We start from the raw sequence: 22,641 nt of genomic DNA on the forward strand, positions 1-22,641 counted from the left end.
CTTCCGCCCGCCGTCGGATCACCCGGCGGCCAGGTGGTCGGCCAGGCCCTCCTTGACCCCGCGGACGAACGCGGCGATCTCCTCGGGCGTGTAGATCAGCGCCGGGCCGGCCGGGTCGGTGGACTGCCGTACGGCCACCCGGCCGTCGGCGAGTTGCTTCGTCTCGACGCACTGACCGCCGTTCGGTCCGCTCCAGGGACGCTCCCAGCCCTGTTCCCCGAGATCGCGCGCCGGCATGCCGTTGTAGATGCCTTCGCCGGTCATCGTCATGAGTACTCCTTGCGCATGCGGTTCAAGATGGCCTTGCTGTCCTCGGACGAAGTCAGCAGCGCCATGCGGTTATGTGCCTCGAGATGGGTGACGACGTCCGCGCGCTGGTCCAGGTAGACCGAGGCGGACAGGAGTTCGCTGTAGACGATGTCGGGTAGTTCCGGTTCCGCGAACCGGAAGTAGGTGAACGGAGCGCACGCTCCGACCTGCGCGCCCGCGGTGAAGGGCACGATGTCGAGGCTGACGTGCGGGAGTTCGAAGACGTCCAGGAGTCGCTCGAGTTGTTCCCGCATCACGTCCGGGCCGCCCACCACCCGGTGCAGGACGGCTTCCTCCATGACCACCCACAACGTGGGGGCGTCCTCCCGTTCCAGCAGGCTCTGGCGGCGCAGCCGCAGCTCCACCCGGCGTGCGAGCTCCTCCTCGCTGCCGTTCGGCAACCCGCCGCGCAGCACGGCGCGCGCGTAGTCGGGGGTCTGCAGAAGGCCGGTGACGTACTGGGGTTCATACGTACGGAGGGTCTTGGCGCCGGTCTCCAGGCTGACGTAGGCGGTGAACCAGCTGGGGACGGCATCGCGATAGGGGTGCCACCAGCCGGGCTTGTTGGCCTGCTCGGCCATGTCGACGAACTCGTCGATCTCCTGGCGGCCCGCGCCGAAGGTCTCCAGGAGCTTCTCCGCGTAGAGCGGCTTCAGCGCGACCTCGGCCTTTTCCAGCCGGCGGATCGTCAGGGTGGTCACCCGCAGGGCCTTTGCCGCGTCCTCCAGCGACGCACCGGCGCCGAGCCGCATGTCCTGCAGCCGACGGCCGAGGATCATCCGCAGGACGGTCGGCGCGCTGGCATTGGCACGGGCCTCGCTCACGCCCAACCCCCCGGGAGATCGTCAACACCGCCATTCTTACAGTGATTTGATGTTGATGCCAGGGTGATACAAGAGTTGCTGAAATTATCAGGGAGTCGGTTGCAGCGTGAGCTCAATCACGCGCATAGTGGACGAGTGAGCGGTCAAGTCACAGCAATGACACAAGATCCGGTCCGGAGAGTGCGCGTGATGTCGATGCCGTCATCGGCCCCCGCAGCTGGGCGATTGCCTCGCCGTACGCCTCTCGCCGCTCGAGTTGCAGTCCCGCATCCCCTCACCGCGCCCCGCCCCCGGAGGCGCTGGAAGGCGACATCCGTGACTCCGTCCACGCCCTCAGCCCTGGCCTCGAGCCCCGTCTTAGTAGGGACCGTGCCACGCCGGGAGTACTGGTTCGGCCTGCCCGCTCTGCGTATCAGCGTGAGATCCGCCCGTGACACCGTGCGCGACCGGCTCCGTGCTTGGAAGCTGCCCGGTGACACATGTTCCGACGCGGTGCTGCTGGTCTCCGAGCTGACCACGAACGCCGTGCTCCACACCGGCAGCGGTCACTTCCTGTGCGGCCTCACACTGACCGGTGACGAGCGGCGCCTGCGCATCGAACTCCACGACCAGGGCAGCATTCCGGTCCGCCCGCCCGAGCACCGTGCCGGCCCCGGCGAGGAGAGCGGGCGAGGGCTGTTCCTCGTTCGGCAACTCGCGGACAGCTGGGGCTCCGCACGCTCCACGCGGGCCGAAGGCAAGGTCGTCTGGGCAGAGTTGACGGCGCACCCTTGAGGCCGTGGCAACCGGGCGACGCCGAACACGGTGTCGATCCCGGCGTCGACAGCCCGGATGGGGGCGTGGCCAGGACCGGTTGCTCCGTCCGACAGCCGCGACCGCACGGCCCCGCCGCGTCCCAACTTCGCCCGGCGGAACCCCTCCTTCTCCTCCTCGATCCATCCGCAGAAGGCGCCCATGCCTCCCCACGATGAAACCGCCTCTCCCGTCGTGCTGTACGTATGCGCCGACCGCGCCCGGTGTGTGCCCGGGGAAGCCACGCAGCGCGCGCAGACGGAAGGCCACGCGTTCGCCGAGGAGCGCGGACTGACGATCGCCGAGGTCGTCACCGATACGTACGGTGAGTCCGACCCGGCCCGGCGCAGCGGGTGGCTGCGCGTGAGACAGCTGGCACAGACGGGCCACGTGACCGCGGTACTCGTCCGCTGGCCCAGCACCATCGCCCCGGACTCCGCGCGCCAACTCCGGCACCGCGAGGCCGCCTGGTTGCGCGACCAGGGCGTGCGCGTCCGCTACACCTGGGCGCCCTTGTCATCAGGGGGCCGTGCGGAACGGTGATCCCGCTCCGCGACCTCGGGTCCTTCCCCGCCGGTCGTCGAGGACGTGGCCGACGAGGGCGAGCGGATCGTGGTGCGGGCACGGACGCCGCCGCACCCGTCCCGGGCTCGCCGAAGTGCGGGTCGGGAGGAGTGCGGCGGCGCTTCCTGTGAAGGGCGTCAGATGTCGCGGAAGATCTCGATCTGCGCGCCGATCGTGTTCAGCCGCTCCGCCAGGTCCTCGTACCCGCGGTTGATGACGTAGACGTTGCGCAGCACCGACGTGCCCTCGGCGGCCATCATCGCCAGCAGCACCACCACGGCGGGGCGCAGTGCGGGCGGGCACATCATCTCGGCGGCGCGCCAGCGGGTGGGGCCCTCGACCAGCACCCGGTGCGGGTCGAGCAGCTTGACCTGGGCGCCCAGCCGGGTCAGTTCGGTGAGGTAGATCGCCCGGTTGTCGTAGACCCAGTCGTGGATCAGCGTGGAGCCCTGGGCGGTGGCGGCGATGGCCGCGAAGAACGGCACGTTGTCGATGTTGAGCCCGGGGAACGGCATCGGGTGGATCTTGTCGATCGGCGAACTCAGCTTGGAGGGGCGGACGGTGAGGTCCACCAGCCGGGTACGGCCGTTGTCCGCGCGGTACTCGGGGGTGAGTTCGTGATCCAGGCCCATCTCCTCCAGCACCGCGAGCTCGATCTCCATGAACTCGATCGGCACCCGGCGGATGGTCAGTTCGGACTCGGTGACGACCGCCGCGGCCAGCAGGCTCATCGCCTCGACCGGGTCCTCGGAGGGTGCGTAGTCCACGTCACGGTCGATCTCGGCGACGCCGTGCACGGTGAGCGTGGTGGTGCCGATGCCCTCCACCTGGACGCCCAACTCCTCCAGGAAGAAGCACAGGTCCTGGACCATGTAGTTGGAGCTGGCGTTGCGGATGACGGTCGCGCCCTCGTAACGGGCGGCGGCCAGCAGCGCGTTCTCGGTCACGGTGTCGCCGCGCTCGGTCAGCACGATCGCCCGCTTCGGGGTGACGCCGCGGTCCACCTCGGCGTGGTAGGTGCCGTCGGTCGCGGTGATGTCCAGGCCGAAGTGGCGCAGCGCGTTCATGTGCGGTTGCACGGTGCGGGTGCCCAGGTCGCAACCGCCCGCGTACGGGATGCGGAAGCGGTCGGTGCGGTGCAGCAGCGGGCCGAGGAACATGATGACGCTGCGGGTGCGGCGGGCGGCGTCGGTGTCCATCGAGGCCAGGTCCAGCTCGGCCGGCGGCACGATCTCCAGGTCGTTGCCGTCGTTGATCCACCGGGTGCGCACGCCGATGCTGCCCAGCACCTCCAGGATGCGGTAGACCTCCTCGATCCGCGCCACCCGGCGCAGCGTGGTCCGGCCGGCGTTCAGCAGCGTGGCGCACAGCAGCGCGACGCATGCGTTCTTACTCGTCTTGACGTCTATGGCACCGGACAGCCGGCGCCCCCCGACCACTCTGAGGTGCATCGGGCCGGCGTAACCGAGCGACACGATCTCGCTGTCCAGCGCCTCGCCGATTCTGGCGATCATCTCAAGGCTGATGTTCTGGTTGCCGCGCTCGATCCGGTTGACGGCGCTCTGGCTGGTGCCGAGCGCTTCCGCGAGTTGCGCCTGTGTCCAGCCGCGATGTTGACGGGCGTCTCGGATGAGCCTGCCGATGCGTGCCAGGTAGTCGTCGGTCATATCGGTAAGGCTATCTCACATATGAGATAGGGCTACGCGGGTTAGGCCGTTCGTGGCGAGTCGGGGGACATCCGTTGCAACGCTGGTACACGCCCGTATCCACCCGGTGGCACGACCTGTCCTCACCGTAACGCCGCAGGCGCTGCCTGCCATCCGGGGCGCGGCCGTGCGGCGTACCCCTCACCCGCACAGACGGCGCCCATCCGGATCCGGTTCCACCTCCGGGTCGCCGGGGGAGCCGAGGCGGGCTTCGATGGGGGTGGCGCATCACCCGGCGGGCCGGGGGTAGCCGAATCGAGGTGGTGTACTAGAGTTATCTCGACATCGAGATATCTGCCGAGGCGTGCCGTCAGGACGCCAACAATGCGGTGGTACGCGCGAGAACATGCATGAAGGAGACTGTCGTGTCGGCGAACAGCTTCGACGCCCGCAGCAGCTTGCAGGTGGGCGACGAATCATATGAGATCTTCCGGCTGGACAAGGTGGAGGGTTCGGCCCGGCTGCCGTACAGCCTGAAGGTGCTGCTGGAGAACCTGCTGCGCACCGAGGACGGCGCGAACATCACCGCCGACCACATCCGGGCGATCGGCGGATGGGACTCGCAGGCCCAGCCGAGCCAGGAGATCCAGTTCACGCCGGCCCGCGTGATCATGCAGGACTTCACCGGTGTGCCGTGCGTGGTGGACCTCGCGACCATGCGCGAGGCGGTCAAGGAACTGGGCGGCGACCCGGCGAAGATCAACCCGCTCGCCCCGGCCGAGCTGGTCATCGACCACTCGGTGATCGCCGACCGCTTCGGCACCCCGGAGTCCTTCGCGCAGAACGTCGAGCTGGAGTACGGCCGGAACAAGGAGCGCTACCAGTTCCTGCGCTGGGGCCAGACCGCGTTCGACGAGTTCAAGGTGGTGCCGCCCGGCACCGGCATCGTTCACCAGGTGAACATCGAGCACCTGGCGCGCACCGTCATGGTCCGCGGCGGCCAGGCGTACCCCGACACCCTCGTCGGCACCGACTCGCACACCACCATGGTCAACGGCCTGGGCGTGCTCGGCTGGGGCGTCGGCGGCATCGAGGCCGAGGCCGCGATGCTCGGCCAGCCGGTGTCCATGCTGATCCCGCGGGTGGTCGGCTTCAAGCTCACCGGCGAGCTGCCGGCCGGCACCACCGCCACCGACCTGGTGCTGACCATCACCGAGATGCTGCGCAAGCACGGCGTGGTGGGCAAGTTCGTCGAGTTCTACGGCGAGGGCGTCGCCGCCACGTCGCTGGCCAACCGCGCCACCATCGGCAACATGTCGCCGGAGTTCGGCTCCACCGCGGCGATCTTCCCGATCGACGCCGAGACGATCAGCTACCTCAAGCTCACCGGCCGCTCGGCCCAGCAGGTCGCGCTCGTCGAGGCGTACGCCAAGGTGCAGGGCCTGTGGCTGGACCCGGCCGCCGAGCCGGACTACTCCGAGAAGCTGGAGCTCGACCTGTCCACGGTGGTGCCGTCCATCGCCGGGCCCAAGCGCCCGCAGGACCGCATCGTGCTGGCGAACTCCGCGCAGCAGTTCGCCCGCGACGTGCGCAACTACGTCACCGACGACGAGGAGGCGGGCAAGGAGTCCTTCCCGGCCTCCGACTCCCCGGCCACCCACAACGGCGTGCCCACCAAGCCCACCGTGGTGACCACCCCCGAGGGCGACACGTACGAGATCGACCACGGCGCCGTCACCGTCGCCGCGATCACCTCGTGCACCAACACCTCCAACCCGTACGTGATGGTGGCCGCCGCGCTGGTGGCCAAGAAGGCGGTCGAGAAGGGCCTGACCCGCAAGCCGTGGGTGAAGACCACCCTCGCCCCGGGCTCGAAGGTCGTCACCGACTACTTCGACAAGGCGCAGCTCACCCCGTACCTGGACAAGCTCGGCTTCAACCTGGTCGGGTACGGCTGCACCACCTGCATCGGCAACTCGGGCCCGCTGCCCGAGGAGGTCTCCAAGGCGGTCAACGAGGCCGACCTCGCGGTGGCCGCGGTGCTCTCCGGCAACCGCAACTTCGAGGGCCGGATCAACCCCGACGTCAAGATGAACTACCTCGCCTCCCCGCCGCTGGTCGTCGCGTACGCCATCGCCGGTTCGATGAAGGTGGACATCACCAAGGACGTGCTGGGCACCGACACCGACGGCAAGCCGGTGTACCTGGCGGACATCTGGCCGACCGAGGCCGAGGTGAACGACGTGGTCGCCTCCGCGATCGGCCAGGACATGTTCACCGAGTCCTACCAGGACGTCTTCGCCGGCGACGCGCAGTGGCAGGCGCTGCCGATCCCCACCGGCAACACCTTCGAGTGGGACCCGCAGTCCACCTACGTGCGCAAGCCCCCGTACTTCGAGGGTATGGGCACCGAGCCGCAGCCGGTCACCGACATCTCCGGCGCGCGGGTGCTGGCCAAGCTCGGCGACTCCGTCACCACCGACCACATCTCGCCGGCCGGCGCCATCAAGGCCGACACCCCGGCTGGCCAGTACCTCACCGAGCACGGCGTGCAGCGCCGTGATTTCAACAGTTATGGCTCGCGTCGCGGCAACCACGAGATCATGATTCGTGGCACCTTTGCCAACATCCGGCTGCGCAACCAGATCGCGCCGGGCACGGAGGGCGGCTTCACCCGCGACTTCACCCAGGACGGCGCTCCGGTCGCGTTCATCTACGACGCCTCGCGCAACTACATCGAGCAGGGCACCCCGCTGGTGGTGCTGGCCGGCAAGGAGTACGGCTCCGGCTCGTCCCGTGACTGGGCCGCCAAGGGCACCGCGCTGCTGGGCGTGAAGGCCGTCATCGCCGAGTCCTACGAGCGCATCCACCGCTCCAACCTGATCGGTATGGGCGTGCTGCCGCTGCAGTACCCGGAGGGCGAGTCGGCGCAGACCCTGGGCCTCACCGGCGAGGAGACCTTCTCCTTCGCCGGGGTGACCGCGCTCAACGACGGCACCACCCCGCGCACGGTGAAGGTCAGCACCGACACCGGCGTCGAGTTCGACGCGGTGGTGCGGATCGACACCCCCGGAGAGGCCGACTACTACCGCAACGGCGGCATCATGCAGTACGTCCTCCGGTCGCTGCTGCGCAAGTGAGCCGATGACCCGGGCGTAACGCGTCCGTAGCACCACTGTCGGCCGGACGGGCCGCACCCCTGTCACCCGGGGGTGCGGCCCGTCCGTGTTTCCCGGCAGGTCGGCCGCCCGTGGGCGCTTCCACCCGGTTCACTACTTGAACGCACCGCACCGGGAGAGCCGTTGGGAACTGAATACAAGGCAGGACGGAGCTTCCGGCTGGGCGAACGTCCCACGTTTCGGACAGGTCTCAACTCGGGAAAGCTTGGTGGCCAACCTCTCATTCGATCTTGCCCTGTCCGACTCAAGTGGACTATACCTGTCGGCGTCCGGGAACCCGCTGAGAGCGGGGGCGCGCGGGGGGTGCTGACGGGGTGGCCAACACGGGCCGTCAGCTATCGTTCCTCGCCTCACCGGATGCACAGCACCACTCACGCTTCAACTGTTCGCGGTCGTCGGCGGATTCCGCTGCACCGCATGAGTCCTGGAAGAAGGCTGAGGACTTGAGCATGGGCTCCGAGATCAACCGCCGCGATGCCATCAAGCGGGCTGTCGCCATCGGCGTGGTGGCCGTCCCGTCCGCCTCGCTGCTGTCGGCCTGCGCCTCCAGCGGAGGCGGCAGCGACAAGCCGAAGGCGGAACCCACCGGCGCGAAGACGGCGAACAACCCGCTCGGCGTGAAGAAGGGAACGCCGCTGGAGGCGTTCATCTTCAAGGGCGGCTTCGGCGACGGGTACGTCAAGGCCGCGGAGACGGTCTACAACTCCGAGTACGGCATCAAGATCAAGCACACCGGCACGCAGGGCCTGGGCCCGAAGCTCCAGCCGCGCTTCGCCAGCAACACCCCGCCGGACATCATGGACAACTCCGGTGCCGACAACCTCGACACCGCGGCCCTGGCCAAGGAGAACAAGCTCCAGGACCTCACCCCGCTGCTGGACGCCGCCACCATCGACGACCCGAGCAAGAAGGTCCGCGACGTCCTGATCGCCGGCACCATCGAGCAGGGCCAGTTCGGCACCCAGGCGATGTACGCGTTCAACTACGCGTTCACCGTCTACGGCGGCTGGTACTCCAACAAGCTCTTCCAGGACAAGGGCTGGGAGTACCCGCAGACCTTCGACCAGGCGCTGGCCCTGGGTGCCAAGGCGAAGAAGGAGAGCATCTCCCTCTTCACCTACCCGGGCAAGTACCCGTACTACGTGCACTTCGACCTGCTCGCCCAGATCGGCAAGATCGGCGGCAAGGACGTCCTCAACGCGATCGACGACCTGGAGGACGGCGCCTGGCAGGTGGACGCCGTCAAGCAGGTCGTCGGGTACTACGAGGAAGTCGCGGCGAAGAAGTACTTCATGCCCGGCTCCGAGGGCATGACCCACATCCAGATGCAGACCGCCTGGACCAAGGGCAAGGCCGCCATAGTGGCGGACGGCTCGTGGGTGGAGAACGAGGCCGCCCCGACCATGCCGAAGGACTTCGACCTGGCCGTCGGCGCGCTGGTCGGCTCCGGCTCGTCCGACAAGCTGCCGTTCGGCACCGTCTACGCCGCGGCCGGCGAGCCGTACATCGTCGCCGCCAACGGCAAGAACCCGGTCGGCGGCATGGAACTGCTGCGCATCATGATCAGCAAGAAGGAAACCGACAACTTCACCAACACCACGAAGTCGCTGACCTGCATCAGCGGCGCCTCGGAGGGCCTGACCCTGACCCCGGGTCTGGCGTCCGCGTCCAAGGCACTGACGGCCGCGGGCCCGAACGTGCTCAACTCGCGGCTCCAGGACTGGTACGTCAAGCTCAACCAGGAGACCCTGGGCAACCTGACGCTCCAGCTTCTGACCGGCAAGATCGATGCCAAGAAGTGGATCGAAGGCGCACAGAAGGCCGCGGACGCGACCAAGGCCGACTCGTCCGTGCCCAAGTTCAAGCACGTGTGACCCGAACATTCCCTGACGGCTGAGACGAGAGCGACCGGCACTATGCGACACGGCAAGTACCGGTTCATCATCGGGTTTCTGGCAATTCCTGTGGCGTTGTACGCGGTCCTTGTGATCTCGCCCTTCGTCCAGGACTTCCAGATCTCGTTGACGGACTGGAGCGGGCTGACCCCCGAGAAGCACTACATCGGGCTGGACAACTACCAGAAGATCATCCACAACAACCTCTTCTGGAAGGCACTGTGGCACAACGTCCTGATGCTGCTGATCGTGCCGATCGTGACGCTGACGCTGGGACTCTTCTTTGCCTTCATGCTCAACGTCGGCGGTCGGCGGCGCAAAGGCAGCCCGTCGGTCGCCGGCGTTCGGGGCGCGGGTTTCTACAAGATCGTCTACTTCTTCCCGCAGGTGCTGTCGGTCACGGTGATCGCGGTGCTGTGGGAGCAGATCTACAACCCCGACCCGGACAACGGCCTGCTCAACTCGCTGCTGGGCGACGTGGGCCTCACCTCGCTCCAGCAGTCCTGGCTGGGTGACCCGAACATCGCGCTCGCCTGCATCATGGCGGTGATGGTCTGGGCGAACGTCGGCTTCTACGTGGTGCTCTTCTCCGCCGGCATGGCCTCGATCCCCGGCGAGATCTACGAGGCGGCACTGCTGGACGGTGCCAACCGCTATGTCACCTTCTTCCGGGTCACGCTGCCGCTGCTGCGTGACACGGTGGCCACCGGCTGGGTCTACATGGGCATCATCGCCATGGACGGCTTCGCCTTCGTGCAGCTGATGTCGGTCAACAACGGCGGGCCGAGCGAGACCACCGACGTGGTGCCGCTGCTGCTGTACAAGACGGCATTCCGCGACAACAGCCAGTACGGCATGGCGGCCGCGATGGGCGTCGCGATGCTGATCGTGACGCTGCTGTTCGCCGTACTGACGCTGCGGCTGTCGCGCCGCGAGCGTATCGAGTTCTAGGGGTGCCGCGATGACGACTGAGACTTTCGAAGATGCGCCCGGGCCGGCGGACAAGAACCCGAAGCAGACGGTCCGCAAGCCCGCGCCCGACGCGGCGGCCAAGCACCGCTGGCGCGGCGAGGGCGTGGTGCTGAACGTCTTCAGCCACGGCTTCCTCGTGGTGTGGGCGCTGATGGTGGCGGTGCCGCTGCTGTGGGCACTGTGGAGTTCGTTCAAGACCTCGGGCGATATCCTTTCGCACCCCTGGTCGCTGCCGCTGCACCCGCACGCAGGCAGCTGGTCGCGCGCCTGGACCAAGGCGCATATGAGCCAGTACTTCATCAACACGGTGATCGTGGTCGGTTTCTCGACCTTCGGCACCATGTTGTTCGGCTCGATGGCCGCCTATGTGCTCGCCCGATTCGAGTTCTTCGGCAACCGCTTCATCTACTTCCTGTTCGTCGGGGGCATGGCCTTCCCGGTCGTGATGGTGCTGGTGCCGCTGTTCTTCGTGACGAAGAACCTGGGCATCCTCAACACGCTGCCCGGCCTGATCCTGGTCTACATCGCCTACTCGCTGCCGTTCACCGTCTTCTTCATGACGTCGTTCTTCAGAACGCTGCCGACCTCGGTGGCGGAGGCGGCGATGGTCGACGGGGCGAGCCACACCCGCACGTTCTTCCAGATCATGGTGCCGATGGCCAAGCCGGGCATCATCAGCATCGGGATCTTCAACGTGCTCGGGCAGTGGAACCAGTATCTGCTGCCCCTGGTGCTCAACCAGGGCAACACCGACAAGTGGGTACTCACGCAGGGTCTGGCCGACCTGTCCGTGCAACAGGGCTACCAGGGCGACTGGTCCGGCCTGTTCGCGGGCCTGTCGATCGCGATGCTGCCGGTGCTGGCGATCTACATCATCTTCCAGCGCCAGGTGCAGGCGGGCCTGACCGCGGGTGCGGTGAAATAAGCCCTCCACCTGGCTCGGTACACCCCTTACGCTGTCCCCAGCGGCTCCGCGAGCACGCGGAGCCGCTGGTCGGCGTCCGGGGCGGTTCGCGTAACGGTGTGGTTCTCCCCCTTGACGGGACATCACCCCGAACACTCAACTTAGAGTTCACATGTTGTAGACGACGGGGTCTCACTGGTGTGGCAGCTCTGACGCCGGTACCGGGCCTCGTCCCGTGCGGGCAGCCGGAACCGCTCCGGCTGCCGGGCAGGAGTGGATGTCGTGGAGACACCGGGATCGCAGTCATCGCTGCACCGGGCCAACCTGGAGCGCGTGGTGCGGGCCGTCCGGCTCGCCGGTTCGCTCACCCAGGCGGAGATCGCGCGTACGACCGGTCTGTCGGCGGCCACGGTGTCCAACATCGTGCGCGAGTTGCGGGACAACGGGACGGTGCAGGTCACGCCGACCTCCTCGGGCGGTCGGCGGGCGCGCAGCGTGGCGCTGTCCGGGGACGCGGGCATCGTGGTCGGCGTCGACTTCGGCCACTCCCACCTGCGGGTCGCGGTCGGCAACCTCGCCCACCAGGTGCTCGCCGAGCAGTCCGAGCCGATCGACGTGGACGCCTCGGCGTCCCAGGGCTTCGACCGGGCCGAGCAGTTGGTGGCGCGGCTGGTGGAGTCCACCGGGATCAGCCGGGACAAGGTGCTCGGGGTGGGCCTCGGCGTGCCCGGACCGATCGACATGGAGACCGGCACGCTCGGCTCCACCGCGATTCTGCCCGGCTGGAGCGGCATCAACCCGCGGCAGGAGCTGACCGACCGGCTCGGCGTCCCGGTCCAGGTGGACAACGACGCCAACCTCGGCGCGCTGGGCGAGTTGGTGTGGGGCAGCGGCCGCGGGGTCAAGGACCTGGCGTACATCAAGGTGGCCAGCGGGGTCGGCGCCGGCCTGGTGGTGGACGGCCGGATCTACCGCGGTCCCGGCGGCACCGCGGGGGAGATCGGCCACATCACCCTCGACGAGTCCGGTCCGGTCTGCCGCTGCGGCAACCGCGGCTGCCTGGAGACTTTCACCGCGGCGCGCTATGTGCTCGAATTGCTGCGCGGCAGTCACGGGGACAACCTCACCATTCCCAAAATGGTGCAACTGGGGCGCGAGGGGGACCCGGGATGCCGCCGGGTGATCGGCGACGTCGGGCGGCACATAGGAATGGGTGTGGCCAGTCTCTGCAATCTCCTCAATCCCAGCAGGGTCGTGCTGGGCGGGGACCTGGCCGAGGCGGGGGAGTTGGTGCTCGGCCCGATCCGCGAGTCCGTATCGCGATATGCCATTCCCAGCGCGGCTCAGCGGCTGTCGGTGATGCCGGGTGCGCTCGGCGCGCGGGCCGAGGTTCTGGGGGCGCTTGCCCTGGTTCTGAGTGAAATGGGCGATTCCACGCTTCTCGACGGGAACACACCTGTTGATACACCCGCCTTTTCGGCATAACGGAGTGTTCACACAGCTAACGAACCGCGCCGTTGCCATCTCGTTAAGTGTTTACTTCTTGACGACACGTGTCAGCCGGAGTTGACTCACGACCACCTCGGCCGCAGTGTTGCGGCCCTGTCAGGGAGGCAACCACAGATGAACGCAATGACGCGTCGGATTGTCATCGGCACGGCAGCTGTGTCGATGGCGCTCACCATGGCCGCGTGCGGCAAGGCGGGCGGCAGCAGCAAGGGTGGCAACGACAAGTCGATCGGCATTCTCCTGCCGGACACCGTCACCGCGCGGTACGGCTCGTTCGACAAGCCCCTGATGGAGAAGAAGATCGCAGAGCTGTGCTCGGACTGCAAGGTCAGCTACGACGACGCCGCGGGCGACCCGTCGAAGCAGGCCCAGCAGGTCAACACCATGATCACCAAGGGTGTCAAGGTGCTCATCCTCGACCCGCAGGACTCGGTGGCGATCAAGTCCTCGGTCGAGCAGGCGGTCAAGAAGGGCATCAAGGTCATCGCGTACGACCGCCTCGCCCAGGGCCCGGTCTCCGCGTATGTCTCGTACGACAACGAGAAGATCGGCGAGCTGCAGGGCCAGGCGCTGCTGACCGCCATGGGCGCCAACGCCAAGCCGACCTCGAAGATCGTCATGATCGACGGTGACCCGGCCGACCCGAACGCCGCCATGTTCAAGGCAGGCGCCCACCAGGCCCTCGACGGCAAGGTCAACATCGCCTACGAGCAGACCGGCCTGTGGAAGGACACCGAGGCCAACAAGAAGATGACCGCGGCGATCACTTCGCTGGGCGGAAAGAACATCGCGGGCGTCTACTCGGCCAACGACACGATGGCCGGCGGTATCGCCACCGCGCTCAAGGGCGCGCACATCAACCCGCCGTTGACCGGTCAGGACGCCGAACTGACGGGCCTGCAGCGCATCTTGGTGGGCACTCAGACCTCGACCATCTACAAGCCGTACAAGCCCGAGGCGGACGCGACGGCCGAGATCGCGGTCGACATGATCCTGGGCAAGGACTGGAAGTCGATCACCGACACCACCGCCAAGAGCGGTTCGGGTCAGACCGTTCCGGCCCACCTGATCACGGCCACCTCGGTGACCAAGGCGAACATCAACGACACCGTGGTCAAGGACGGTCTGTACAAGACCTCCGACCTGTGCTCGGCGGAGTTCGTCGCGGCGTGCAAGGCCGCCGGCATCACCGTCGGCTGACGGCCCCGCCTCCCGTGAGCCTGTCCGGCGCCCCGCCCCATACCAACCACCCCGCTGCCGGGGCGGGGTGCCGGACGGAAACACTCGCGAAGTATGTCCGCGGGGACGAAGGTGTCACCTCTTCCCCGTTAACGTTGTCATCGTGTGCTTCACGGCACACACACCGCGGCTGAAGTTCCAGCGCGCGGCATCCCCGCCGGTCAGGCGGCGAAGGAGATGGTTCACGTGTCCGCTACGCCCGTGCTGGCGTTGCGCGGAGTCTCCAAGCGATTCGGTGCGGTTCAGGCCCTCACCGATGTCGAGTTGGAGGTCCATGCCGGAGAGTGGTCGCCCTGGTGGGCGACAACGGCGCCGGCAAATCCACTTTGGTCAAGACGATCGCCGGGGTCCACCCCATCGACGAGGGCGTCATCGAGTGGGAGGGCCAGGGGGTCAGCGTCAACCGCCCCCACGACGCCCAGCAACTCGGTATCGCCACCGTCTACCAGGACCTCGCGCTGTGCGACAACCTCGACGTTGTCGGCAACCTCTTCCTCGGTCGTGAACTGCTGCGCTTCGGCAGCATCGACGAGGTCACGATGGAGAAGCGCTCCCGCGAGCTGCTGAACACCCTGTCGATCCGCATCCCCAGCGTCCGTATCCCGATCGCGAGCCTCTCCGGTGGCCAGCGGCAGGTCGTGGCGATCGCCCGCGCCCTGATCGGCGAGCCGAAGGTCGTCATCCTCGACGAACCGACCGCCGCCCTCGGTGTGGAACAGACCGCCCAGGTACTCGACCTGGTCGAGCGGCTGCGCGAGCGCGGCCTCGGCGTCATTCTGATCAGCCACAACATGGCCGACGTGACCGCCGTGGCGGACACCGTGCACGTGCTCCGGCTCGGCCGGAACAACGGCTCGTTCCCGGTCGAGGGCACGACGAACGAACAGATCATCGCCGCGATCACCGGTGCCACGGACAACGCCGTGACCCGTCGGAAGACGCGCAACGCGGAGGCGGCCAAGTGAGCAGCGACAAGACCACCGTCGACACCTCGAAGGGCGGCGTGGCCGCCGACGAGGTGCCGCCGCCCGCCGTGGCGGCGATCGACCCGCGGCTGCTCGTACGCGAGCAGGGCTTCCGCGGCTACATCACCGAGTTCAAGCGCCGGGTCAAGGGCGGCGAGCTGGGCTCGATGCCCGTCATCGCGGCGCTGATCATCATCTTCGTCGTCTTCCAGCTCTCGAACAGCCGGTTCCTGAGCGCGGACAACATCAGCAACATCGGCTACTACCTGGCCGGCGCCGGCATGCTCTCCATCGGCCTGGTCTTCGTGCTGCTGCTCGGTGAGATCGACCTGTCGGTCGCCTCGGTCAGCGGTCTGGCTGCGGCGATCTTCGCGGTCTTCACCACCACGCACGGCATGAACATGTGGCTGGCGATGCTGCTGGTGATCGCCATCGGCGTCGTCATCGGCGCGATACACGGCTTCTTCCTGGCCAAACTCGGCGTGCCGGCCTTCGTGGTCACCCTGGCCGGCTTCCTCGGCTGGAACGGCCTGATGCTGTGGCTGCTGCGCAAGACCGGCAGCATCTCGATCGCCGACAAGGGCCCGATCCACATCGTGGACCAGACGTCCTTCTTCATGAACTCCAGCATCGCCGGCGCCTACATCCTGGCCACCGTCGGTGTCGCGGCGATGCTGCTCGGCTCGCTGGTCGACCAGGCCCGCCGCCGCAAGGCCGGCGTGCCCTTCCGGCCCACCAGCGAGATCGCGCTGCGCACCGTGCTCCTGGCGATCGTGTCGTACGCCCTCGCGATCGTCCTGAACAACTCCAGCGGTGTGCCGAACGCCCTGGTGCTCTTCCTGGTCGTCCTGGTGATCTGCGACTTCGTGGTGCGCCGCACCACCTTCGGCCGCAAGGTCTTCGCGGTCGGCGGCAGCATCGAGGCGTCGAGCCGCGCCGGTATCAGCGTGCCCGCGATCCGGATCGCGGTCTTCTCCATCGCCGGCGGCTTCGCGGCGCTGGGCGGCCTGTTCCTCGCCGGCCAGATACAGACGGCCAACACCCAGGCCGGCAGCGGCAACCTGCTGATGCTGGCCATCGCGGCCGCGGTCATCGGCGGCACCAGCCTCTTCGGCGGCCGCGGCAGCGTCTGGTCGGCCCTCATCGGTGGTCTGGTCATCCAGTCCATCCAGACCGGCCTCGACCTGCTCAACATGGACGTCTCGATCCAGTACATGATCACCGGCGGCGTGCTGCTCGCCGCGGTGGTCATCGACTCGGTGTCCCGCAGGACACAGCGGACGTCCGGTCGCGCCTAGCCAGAACACGGCCTGGAGCGCGGCCGCACCACCACGAGGCACCCCGCGCCGGGTACGCCCGGACACCATCCGGGCGCACCCGGCGCCTTCGTCGTACGGCAGTACCCCGCCCGTACGGCCGTACGCCCGTGCCTGGCGCGGGTACCGGCCGGAGCACAGCCGGTGACATATCTCGCACGGGTCGGCGGACGCTCCGGTATCCGGAACATTAGACTCGCTGAATGGCCAGATCGGCCCGCCGCGACGGACAAGTGCGCGCTAGGAAGAGGAGGCACGGGTGGCACTGCTGACCCGTATCAACGGACCCCGCGACCTCGACCGGCTCAGCCCGCAGCAACTGGTGGAACTCGCCGAGGAGATCAGGGACTTCCTCGTCGACGCGGTCTCCAAGACCGGCGGCCACCTGGGCCCGAACCTCGGCGTGGTCGAGCTGACCATCGCGCTGCACCGGGTCTTCCACTCGCCCGCCGACCGCGTCCTCTTCGACACCGGCCACCAGGCTTACGTACACAAGCTGCTCACCGGTCGTCAGAACTTCGCGAAGCTCAAGAGCACCGGCGGCCTGTCCGGCTACCCCTCGCGCGCCGAGTCCGAGCACGACGTGATCGAGAACAGCCACGCCTCCACCGTGCTCGGCTGGGCCGACGGCCTCGCGAAGGCGAACGAACTGCTCGGCCGCGACGACCAGGTGGTCGCCGTGATCGGCGACGGCGCGCTCACCGGCGGCATGGCCTGGGAGGCGCTCAACAACATCGCCGCCGCCAAGCACCGCCCGCTGGTCATCGTGGTCAACGACAACGAGTGGTCCTACTCGCCGACCATCGGCGGGCTCGCCAACCACCTCGCCACGCTGCGCACCACCGACGGGTACGAGCAGTTCCTCGCCCGCACCAAGGAGGTGCTGGAGCGCACCCCGCTGATCGGCAGGCCGCTCTACGAGACGCTGCACGGCGCGAAGAAGGGCCTGAAGGACTTCGTCACCCCGCAGGGCATGTTCGAGGACCTGGGGCTGAAGTACCTCGGCCCGATCGACGGCCACGACATCGACGCGGTGGAGTCCGCGCTGCAGCGCGCCAAGCGCTTCCGCGGCCCGGTCATCGTGCACTGCATCACCGAGAAGGGCCGCGGCTACACCCCCGCCGAGCGCGACGAGACCGACCGCTTCCACGGCATCGGCCCTATCCACCCCGACACCGGGCTGCCGATCGCGGCCGGCGGCGCGGACTGGACCTCGGTCTTCGGCGACGAGATGCTGGAGCTCGGCAAGGAGCGCGCGGACATCGTCGCCATCACCGCGGCCATGCTGCACCCGGTGGGCCTGACGAAGTTCGCCAAGGCGTTCCCCGAGCGGGTCTACGACGTCGGCATCGCCGAGCAGCACGCCGCGACCTCCGCGGCGGGCCTGGCCACCGGCGGCCTGCACCCGGTCTTCGCGGTGTACGCCACCTTCCTCAACCGCGCCTTCGACCAGGTGCTGATGGACGTCGCGCTGCACAAGTGCGGCGTCACCTTCGTCCTGGACCGGGCCGGCGTCACCGGCAGCGACGGCGCCTCCCACAACGGCATGTGGGACATGTCCATCCTCCAGGTCGTGCCCGGCCTGCGGATCGCCGCGCCGCGCGACGCCGACCAGGTCCGCGCGCAGCTGCGCGAGGCGGTCGAGGTGGACGACGCGCCGACCGTGGTGCGCTACTCCAAGGGCGCGGTCGGCCCCGCGGTCGCCGCGGTCGGCCGGATCGGCGGTATGGACCTGCTGCGCGCCCCCGCCGAGGGGACCGAGCGCCCCGATGTGCTGCTGGTCTCGGTCGGCGCGCTCGCCCCGATGTGCCTGGAGATCGCGACGCTGCTGGACGCGCAGGGCATCACCTCCACCGTGGTCGACCCGCGCTGGGTCAAGCCGGTCGACCCCGAACTGCCGGCGCTGGCCGCCCGGCACCGCGTGGTCGTCACCGTCGAGGACAACGGCCGGGTCGGCGGCGTCGGCTCCGCCGTCGCCCAGGCGCTGCGCGACGCCGAAGTGGACGTGCCGCTGCGCGACTTCGGCATCCCGCCGCAGTTCCTGGCGCACGGCTCCCGCAAGGACGTACTGGCCGCCATCGGGCTCACCGCGCCGGACATCGCCCGCCAGGTCACCGGGGTGGTCGCCACCATCGACGGGCGGTTCGCCGACGAGGCGGACGACGCGGGCACGGTCGACGCGGCCGACGAGGTCAGCCAGGACTGACCTGACGGCCGGGGGCTCGGCGACCGGCCGGGACGGGCCCGGAAACGGCCCGCACACCGGTCCCCAGGCCGGCCCGGGCCGGTGCCACACGGGCCCGGCCCGTACACGAGCCCTCGCGCGGGCGCACCGCGCACAGCAGGGGGTTCACCCGCAGGGGTGGACCCCCTGCACCATGGAGGTACACGTAGGCGCGCCTATACGGGTCGGGTGATCCACCGGAGTGGAGTAACCAGCACCGCCTCGCGACCGACCGGGGTGGCGCAGCGATCTGATGGAGGTGCGCTCGTGGACTCCGGCACGCGTGAGGCGACGACGTTACGGCAGGGGATGTTCCGCGCCAAGACGATCGAGGAGTCCATCGCGGACACCGAGGACCCCGAGCACGGACTACGCAAGGAACTGTCGGCGCTCGACCTGATCGTCTACGGCGTCGGGGTCATCGTCGGCACCGGCATCTTCGTGGTGACCGGCGCGGTCGCCAAGGAGTACGCCGGCCCGGCCATCGCACTGGCCTTCATCGCCTCCGCCGTCGTCTGCGGCCTCGCCGCCCTGTGCTACGCCGAGTTCGCCTCCACCGTGCCGGTGGCCGGGTCCGCGTACACCTTCAGCTACGCCTCCATCGGGGAGCTGCCGGCCTGGATCATCGGCTGGGACCTGATCCTGGAGTTGGCGCTCGGCGCGGGCGTGGTGGCCGGCGGCTGGTCCGGATACGTGCGGAGCCTGCTCTCGAACGTCGGCATCACCGTGCCGCAGCAGCTCAGCCACACCAGCGGCCACTACGGTTTCGACATCCTCGCCGCGGGCCTGGTGCTGGCGCTCACCGGCATCGTGATGGCCGGCATGAAACTGTCGGCGCGGATCACCGGCCTGGTGGTCGCGGTCAAGGTCACCGTGGTGCTGCTGGTGATCTTCGCCGGACTCTTCTACATCACCGGCAGCAACTACTCGCCGTTCCTGCCGCCGTCCAAGGCGAACACCGGCGGCGGCTCCGACCTGCACGCGCCGCTGGTGCAGGTCATGTTCGGCTTCACACCGTCGTCCTTCGGCGTGATGGGGATCTTCTCCGGCGCCGCGGTGGTCTTCTTCGCCTTCATCGGCTTCGACATCGTGGCCACCGCCGCCGAGGAGACGCGTAATCCGCAGCGGGACATGCCGCGCGGCATCTTCGGCTCGCTGGTGGTGTGCACCGTGCTCTACGTCGCGGTGTCCCTGGTGGTCACCGGCATGCAGAAGTACTCGCAGCTCGACACCAGCGCCCCGCTGGCCAACGCGTTCAAGGCGGTCGGCGCGCCCTTCTGGTCCGGCCTGATCAGCTTCGGCGCCGCGGTCGGTCTGACCTCGGTGGTGATGATCCTGCTGCTCGGCCAGACCCGGGTGTTCTTCGCCATGAGCCGGGACGGCCTGCTGCCGCGCGCCTTCTCCCGGATCCACCCGCGCTTCGGCACCCCCTACCGCACCACGGTGCTGCTCGGCGTGATCGTCGCGCTGATCGCCGGGCTCTTCACCGTCGGGGAGCTGGAGGAGATGGTGAACATCGGCACGCTCTTCGCGTTCGTCGTCGTCGCCATCGGCGTGATCGTGCTGCGGCGCACCCGGCCCGACCTGCCGCGCGCCTTCCGGGCCCCGTGGGTGCCGGTGCTGCCCATCCTGTCGGTGTGCGCGTCGCTGTGGCTGATGATCAACCTCAGCGTGGAGACCTGGCTGAGGTTCGCCGGCTGGATGCTGGTGGGCTTCGCGATCTACTTCGGCTACGGCCGCAGCCACAGCAGGCTCGCCGGGCGCGGTTGACCGCCGCGGCCCGCACCGCCGCCCGCCGAACGCCCCGGCAGCCGGGGCCGCCGACCGCCGGGCCACCCGTTTTCCGGGGTGGGCCGGACCGGTGGTAGAAATGCGCGAGAGCAGTGCGGGACGATCGAGGTGGCGTAGTCATGACGGAGTCCAAGGGACCCGACAAGAGCGGCGGTGCGGCGGCGCCGGCGAAGAAGAAGAAGCGGAAGGGTCCGCTCGCCAAGGTGCGGCCCTATGCGGTCGGCATCATGGCGGTGGTCGTCGTCTTCGGCGGCTCCGCGCTGATCGGCGCGCATGTGCGCGCCTCCAAGGACGACAAGGTGTCGGCGCCGAGCGGCGCGGTCGGCCCCGTGGTGGTGCCGACCGGCCCGGTGAGCCTGAGCAGCACCGCGAGCCCCAGCCCCAGTGCCGGCAGCGGCCCCAACCTCCAGGTGGCGGTGCGCCCGGCCATCCCGGTCACCATCACCATCTACGAGGACCTGCGCAGCCCCGACTCCAAGGCGTTCTCCGAGGAGTACGAAGACGTCCTGCGCCAGATGCTGACGACCGGCCAGGTCCAGCTCCACTACCAGCTCGTCACTTCCTCGGACGGGACCTACGGCGGCAAGAGCTCGCAGTACGCCGCCAACGCGGCCGCGTGCGCGCAGGACCAGGGCCGTTTCACGCAGTTCGTGCAGGAGGTCTGGCAGCACCAGCCCGACCCGCACAGCAACGGCCTCAGCAACGAGAAGCTGATCAAGACCCTTGCCCACAAGGCCAAGAAGATCAAGATGGCCAACTTCGAGCCGTGCATCGAGCAGGGCGACCACAAGGGTTGGGTGATCAAGTCCCAGGCGGACTTCGCCCACTCCGGTCTGGGCGATGCGCCCGCGCTGGAGGTCAACGGCGAGCAGGTCAAGGGCGTGCGTACTTCGCTCACCCCGGACAAGCTGCGCTCCTTGGTGAACAAGGAGGCCAAGCGCGTGATCGCCGTGCAGGCCACCCCGAGTGCCTCGCCGACGCTGAGCTGACACCCCGTCGGGCGCCGCGCCGGCACAGGCGCCGCCCGCACCCGCGCACCGCCCGATACGAGCCGCCCGGCGCCAACGCCCGGCGGCTCGTGTCGTTTCCGCGCGTGTTCCGCCCCGATGGGCGGCTCCCCGTGATCACTCCGCTTCACACCTTCGGTCAAATGGCGTGCCTGCTTTGCCAACTTTCAGGCGAAAACGGGTAATGAAGGTATATGGCGCCTGATTGCGGAGGAGTGGTGCGCGTGTCCATACCGGTCTTCGAAGATGTCGAGCCCCTGCCGAACTGCGGCTGCGAGGACTGCGCGCGCCGCAGACTGGCCGCTTCGGCGGCCCGTGACACCGCAGCCCCCGTGGGTGGCGCGGCGCGGGCGGTCGTCGCGGCCGCCGCTGTCGGCACCGCGCTGGGCGGCGCCACCGTCTGCGCGGCACCCGTCGCGGCCGCCGCCACCAGCGCCGCCACGAGCATCGCAGCCGTGGCGCCCATGACGCTCACCCGCGCCCAGATCCTGGAGCGGGCCGAGACCTGGGTGTCCGCGAAGGTGCCGTACAGCATGACGTCGTACTGGAAGGACGGCTACCGGCAGGACTGCTCGGGCTTCGTGTCGATGGCCTGGGGCCTGCACACCAACGCGTGGACCGGCGACCTCGCCACGTACGCGGTGCGGATCACCAAGGCCCAACTCCGGCCCGGCGACGTCCTGCTCTTCGACAACGCGGCGGATCCGGTCGCCGGCTCGCACGTCGTGCTCTTCGGCGGCTGGGTCGACGACGCCCACACCGAGTACTCCGGGTACGAGCAGACGATGCCCGGCACCCGGGTGCAGAGCATCCCGTACGCGTACTGGTCGAACTCCGCGAAGTACGTGCCGTACCGGGACAAGTACCTGGCCGGCACCGGCACCGGCACCGCGGCCTCGGGCTCACCGGCGGCCGGCAAGAGCGAACCCGCGGGAGCCGGCGCCGCCTTCCCCGGCCGCGGGGCGTTCGGGCCCGGGGCGAGCAACGCGGCGGTCACCCGGCTGGGCACGATGCTCGTCGGCCGCGGCGGTCGCGGCTACTACCGGGTGGGCCCCGGGTCGAAGTGGGGGCAGGCCGACGCCCGGGCCACCGCGGCCTTCCAGCGCGCCCAGGGCTGGACCGGCGCGGACGCCGACGGCCTGCCCGGCCCCGCCACTTGGAAGTACCTGACCGACCACCGCGGCAAGGACATCGGCGGCACGACCGCGAAGAAGGCCGCGAGCGGTACGGCGGCGACGAGCGGCACGAAGGTCACGACGGCGGTGGGCACAGCGGCGACCGCGCCGGCTACGACGACCGCCACGACCACCGTGGCCGCCGCGGCCGCGACGACCACCGTGGCCGCCGCGGCCACCACGAGCGATGCCGGGAGCCGTGTGCCCGCCTCCGCCGCGGCTGTGCCGCCGCCCTACCCGGGCCAGGGCGCCTTCCGCCCCGGCCGCAGCAGCGCCGACGTGCTGGCCCTGGGCACCCGCCTGGTCGCCAAGGGCTTCGGCGCCTACTAC

General features: G+C 68.8%; 16 protein-coding genes and 1 pseudogene. 14 read left to right on the plus strand and 3 right to left on the minus strand.

Going from position 1 to position 22,641, the window contains the following annotated elements; genetic code table 11:
- Positions 1-18: 18 nt before the first annotated feature.
- Both AC13HU_RS06530 and AC13HU_RS06535 read right to left on the minus strand, forming a co-directional pair.
- A complete protein-coding gene (locus AC13HU_RS06530) occupies positions 19-270 on the minus strand; it encodes a DUF397 domain-containing protein (RefSeq protein WP_483040787.1) in 252 nt (83 codons plus the stop codon).
- A complete protein-coding gene (locus AC13HU_RS06535) occupies positions 267-1,133 on the minus strand; it encodes a helix-turn-helix domain-containing protein (RefSeq protein ID WP_483040788.1) in 867 nt (288 codons plus the stop codon). The genes AC13HU_RS06530 and AC13HU_RS06535 overlap by 4 nt, the downstream gene beginning before the upstream one ends.
- Positions 1,134-1,502: 369 nt before the next feature.
- Between AC13HU_RS06535 and AC13HU_RS06540 the strand changes: the two genes are divergently transcribed.
- Positions 1,503-1,907, plus strand: a complete 405-nt coding sequence (locus tag AC13HU_RS06540; RefSeq protein ID WP_483040789.1) for an ATP-binding protein — start codon at positions 1,503-1,505, stop codon at positions 1,905-1,907.
- A 180-nt stretch (positions 1,908-2,087) separates the two neighbouring features.
- Entirely contained in the window at positions 2,088-2,468 is a 381-nt protein-coding gene (locus AC13HU_RS06545; RefSeq protein ID WP_483040790.1) for a hypothetical protein, read from the plus strand.
- Positions 2,469-2,626: 158 nt separating this feature from the next.
- On the opposite strand, the gene AC13HU_RS06550 is transcribed toward AC13HU_RS06545, so the two are convergent.
- Positions 2,627-4,156, minus strand: coding sequence for a UDP-N-acetylglucosamine 1-carboxyvinyltransferase (locus AC13HU_RS06550; protein WP_483040791.1), 1,530 nt, complete (start codon positions 4,154-4,156; stop codon positions 2,627-2,629).
- A 404-nt stretch (positions 4,157-4,560) separates the two neighbouring features.
- On the opposite strand from AC13HU_RS06550, the gene acnA reads away from it, so the two are divergent.
- The 12 genes and pseudogenes from acnA to AC13HU_RS06610 all read left to right on the plus strand — a co-directional run.
- Positions 4,561-7,275 carry an aconitate hydratase AcnA gene (gene acnA, locus AC13HU_RS06555; protein ID WP_483040792.1) on the plus strand — a complete coding sequence of 905 codons (2,715 nt, stop codon included), beginning with the start codon at positions 4,561-4,563 and terminating at the stop codon, positions 7,273-7,275.
- Positions 7,276-7,763: 488 nt separating this feature from the next.
- The gene (ngcE, locus tag AC13HU_RS06560; protein WP_483040793.1) at positions 7,764-9,188 is read left to right on the plus strand and encodes an N-acetylglucosamine/diacetylchitobiose ABC transporter substrate-binding protein; all 1,425 of its coding nucleotides are present in this window, start codon (positions 7,764-7,766) and stop codon (positions 9,186-9,188) included.
- A 42-nt stretch (positions 9,189-9,230) separates the two neighbouring features.
- Positions 9,231-10,160 (plus strand): carbohydrate ABC transporter permease, encoded by a 930-nt coding sequence (locus AC13HU_RS06565; RefSeq protein ID WP_483040794.1) that lies wholly within the window; start codon positions 9,231-9,233, stop codon positions 10,158-10,160.
- 10 nt (positions 10,161-10,170) lie between these two features.
- Complete coding sequence (locus AC13HU_RS06570) at positions 10,171-11,106, plus strand: carbohydrate ABC transporter permease (protein WP_483040795.1); 936 nt, start codon at positions 10,171-10,173, stop codon at positions 11,104-11,106.
- Between the two features lie 261 nt (positions 11,107-11,367).
- Positions 11,368-12,570: an ROK family transcriptional regulator gene (locus AC13HU_RS06575; RefSeq protein WP_483040796.1), complete on the plus strand. Its 1,203-nt coding sequence runs from the start codon at positions 11,368-11,370 to the stop codon at positions 12,568-12,570.
- Positions 12,571-12,708: 138 nt separating this feature from the next.
- A complete protein-coding gene (locus AC13HU_RS06580) occupies positions 12,709-13,794 on the plus strand; it encodes a sugar ABC transporter substrate-binding protein (RefSeq protein ID WP_483040797.1) in 1,086 nt (361 codons plus the stop codon).
- A 216-nt stretch (positions 13,795-14,010) separates the two neighbouring features.
- Positions 14,011-14,798 (plus strand): annotated as a pseudogene (locus AC13HU_RS06585) (ATP-binding cassette domain-containing protein).
- Positions 14,795-16,096, plus strand: a complete 1,302-nt coding sequence (locus AC13HU_RS06590) for a sugar ABC transporter permease (protein ID WP_483040798.1) — start codon at positions 14,795-14,797, stop codon at positions 16,094-16,096. The pseudogene AC13HU_RS06585 and the gene AC13HU_RS06590 overlap by 4 nt, the downstream one beginning before the upstream one ends.
- A 277-nt stretch (positions 16,097-16,373) precedes the next feature.
- Positions 16,374-18,320: a 1-deoxy-D-xylulose-5-phosphate synthase gene (dxs, locus tag AC13HU_RS06595; RefSeq protein ID WP_483040799.1), complete on the plus strand. Its 1,947-nt coding sequence runs from the start codon at positions 16,374-16,376 to the stop codon at positions 18,318-18,320.
- A 327-nt stretch (positions 18,321-18,647) separates the two neighbouring features.
- The gene (locus tag AC13HU_RS06600; RefSeq protein ID WP_483040802.1) at positions 18,648-20,108 is read left to right on the plus strand and encodes an amino acid permease; all 1,461 of its coding nucleotides are present in this window, start codon (positions 18,648-18,650) and stop codon (positions 20,106-20,108) included.
- Positions 20,109-20,248: 140 nt separating this feature from the next.
- Complete coding sequence (locus AC13HU_RS06605) at positions 20,249-21,118, plus strand: DsbA family protein (RefSeq protein WP_483040800.1); 870 nt, start codon at positions 20,249-20,251, stop codon at positions 21,116-21,118.
- A gap of 242 nt (positions 21,119-21,360) precedes the next feature.
- On the plus strand, positions 21,361-22,641 hold a 1,281-nt coding region (locus AC13HU_RS06610; RefSeq protein ID WP_483040801.1), incomplete at its 3' end, for a peptidoglycan-binding protein.

Source organism: Streptomyces sp. NH27 (assembly GCF_056859195.1).

Excerpts from the sequence above, each read along its gene's own strand:
- ngcE (WP_483040793.1), top strand. The coding sequence starts at position 7,764 with ATGGGCTCCGAGATCAACCGCCGCGATGCCATCAAGCGGGCTGTCGCC.
- AC13HU_RS06600 (WP_483040802.1), top strand. The coding sequence starts at position 18,648 with ATGTTCCGCGCCAAGACGATCGAGGAGTCCATCGCGGACACCGAGGAC.
- AC13HU_RS06545 (WP_483040790.1), top strand. The coding sequence starts at position 2,088 with ATGCCTCCCCACGATGAAACCGCCTCTCCCGTCGTGCTGTACGTATGC.
- AC13HU_RS06580 (WP_483040797.1), top strand. The coding sequence starts at position 12,709 with ATGAACGCAATGACGCGTCGGATTGTCATCGGCACGGCAGCTGTGTCG.
- AC13HU_RS06565 (WP_483040794.1), top strand. The coding sequence starts at position 9,231 with ATGCGACACGGCAAGTACCGGTTCATCATCGGGTTTCTGGCAATTCCT.
- AC13HU_RS06550 (WP_483040791.1), bottom strand. The coding sequence starts at position 4,156 with ATGACCGACGACTACCTGGCACGCATCGGCAGGCTCATCCGAGACGCC.
- AC13HU_RS06605 (WP_483040800.1), top strand. The coding sequence starts at position 20,249 with ATGACGGAGTCCAAGGGACCCGACAAGAGCGGCGGTGCGGCGGCGCCG.
- AC13HU_RS06530 (WP_483040787.1), bottom strand. The coding sequence starts at position 270 with ATGACGATGACCGGCGAAGGCATCTACAACGGCATGCCGGCGCGCGAT.
- AC13HU_RS06570 (WP_483040795.1), top strand. The coding sequence starts at position 10,171 with ATGACGACTGAGACTTTCGAAGATGCGCCCGGGCCGGCGGACAAGAAC.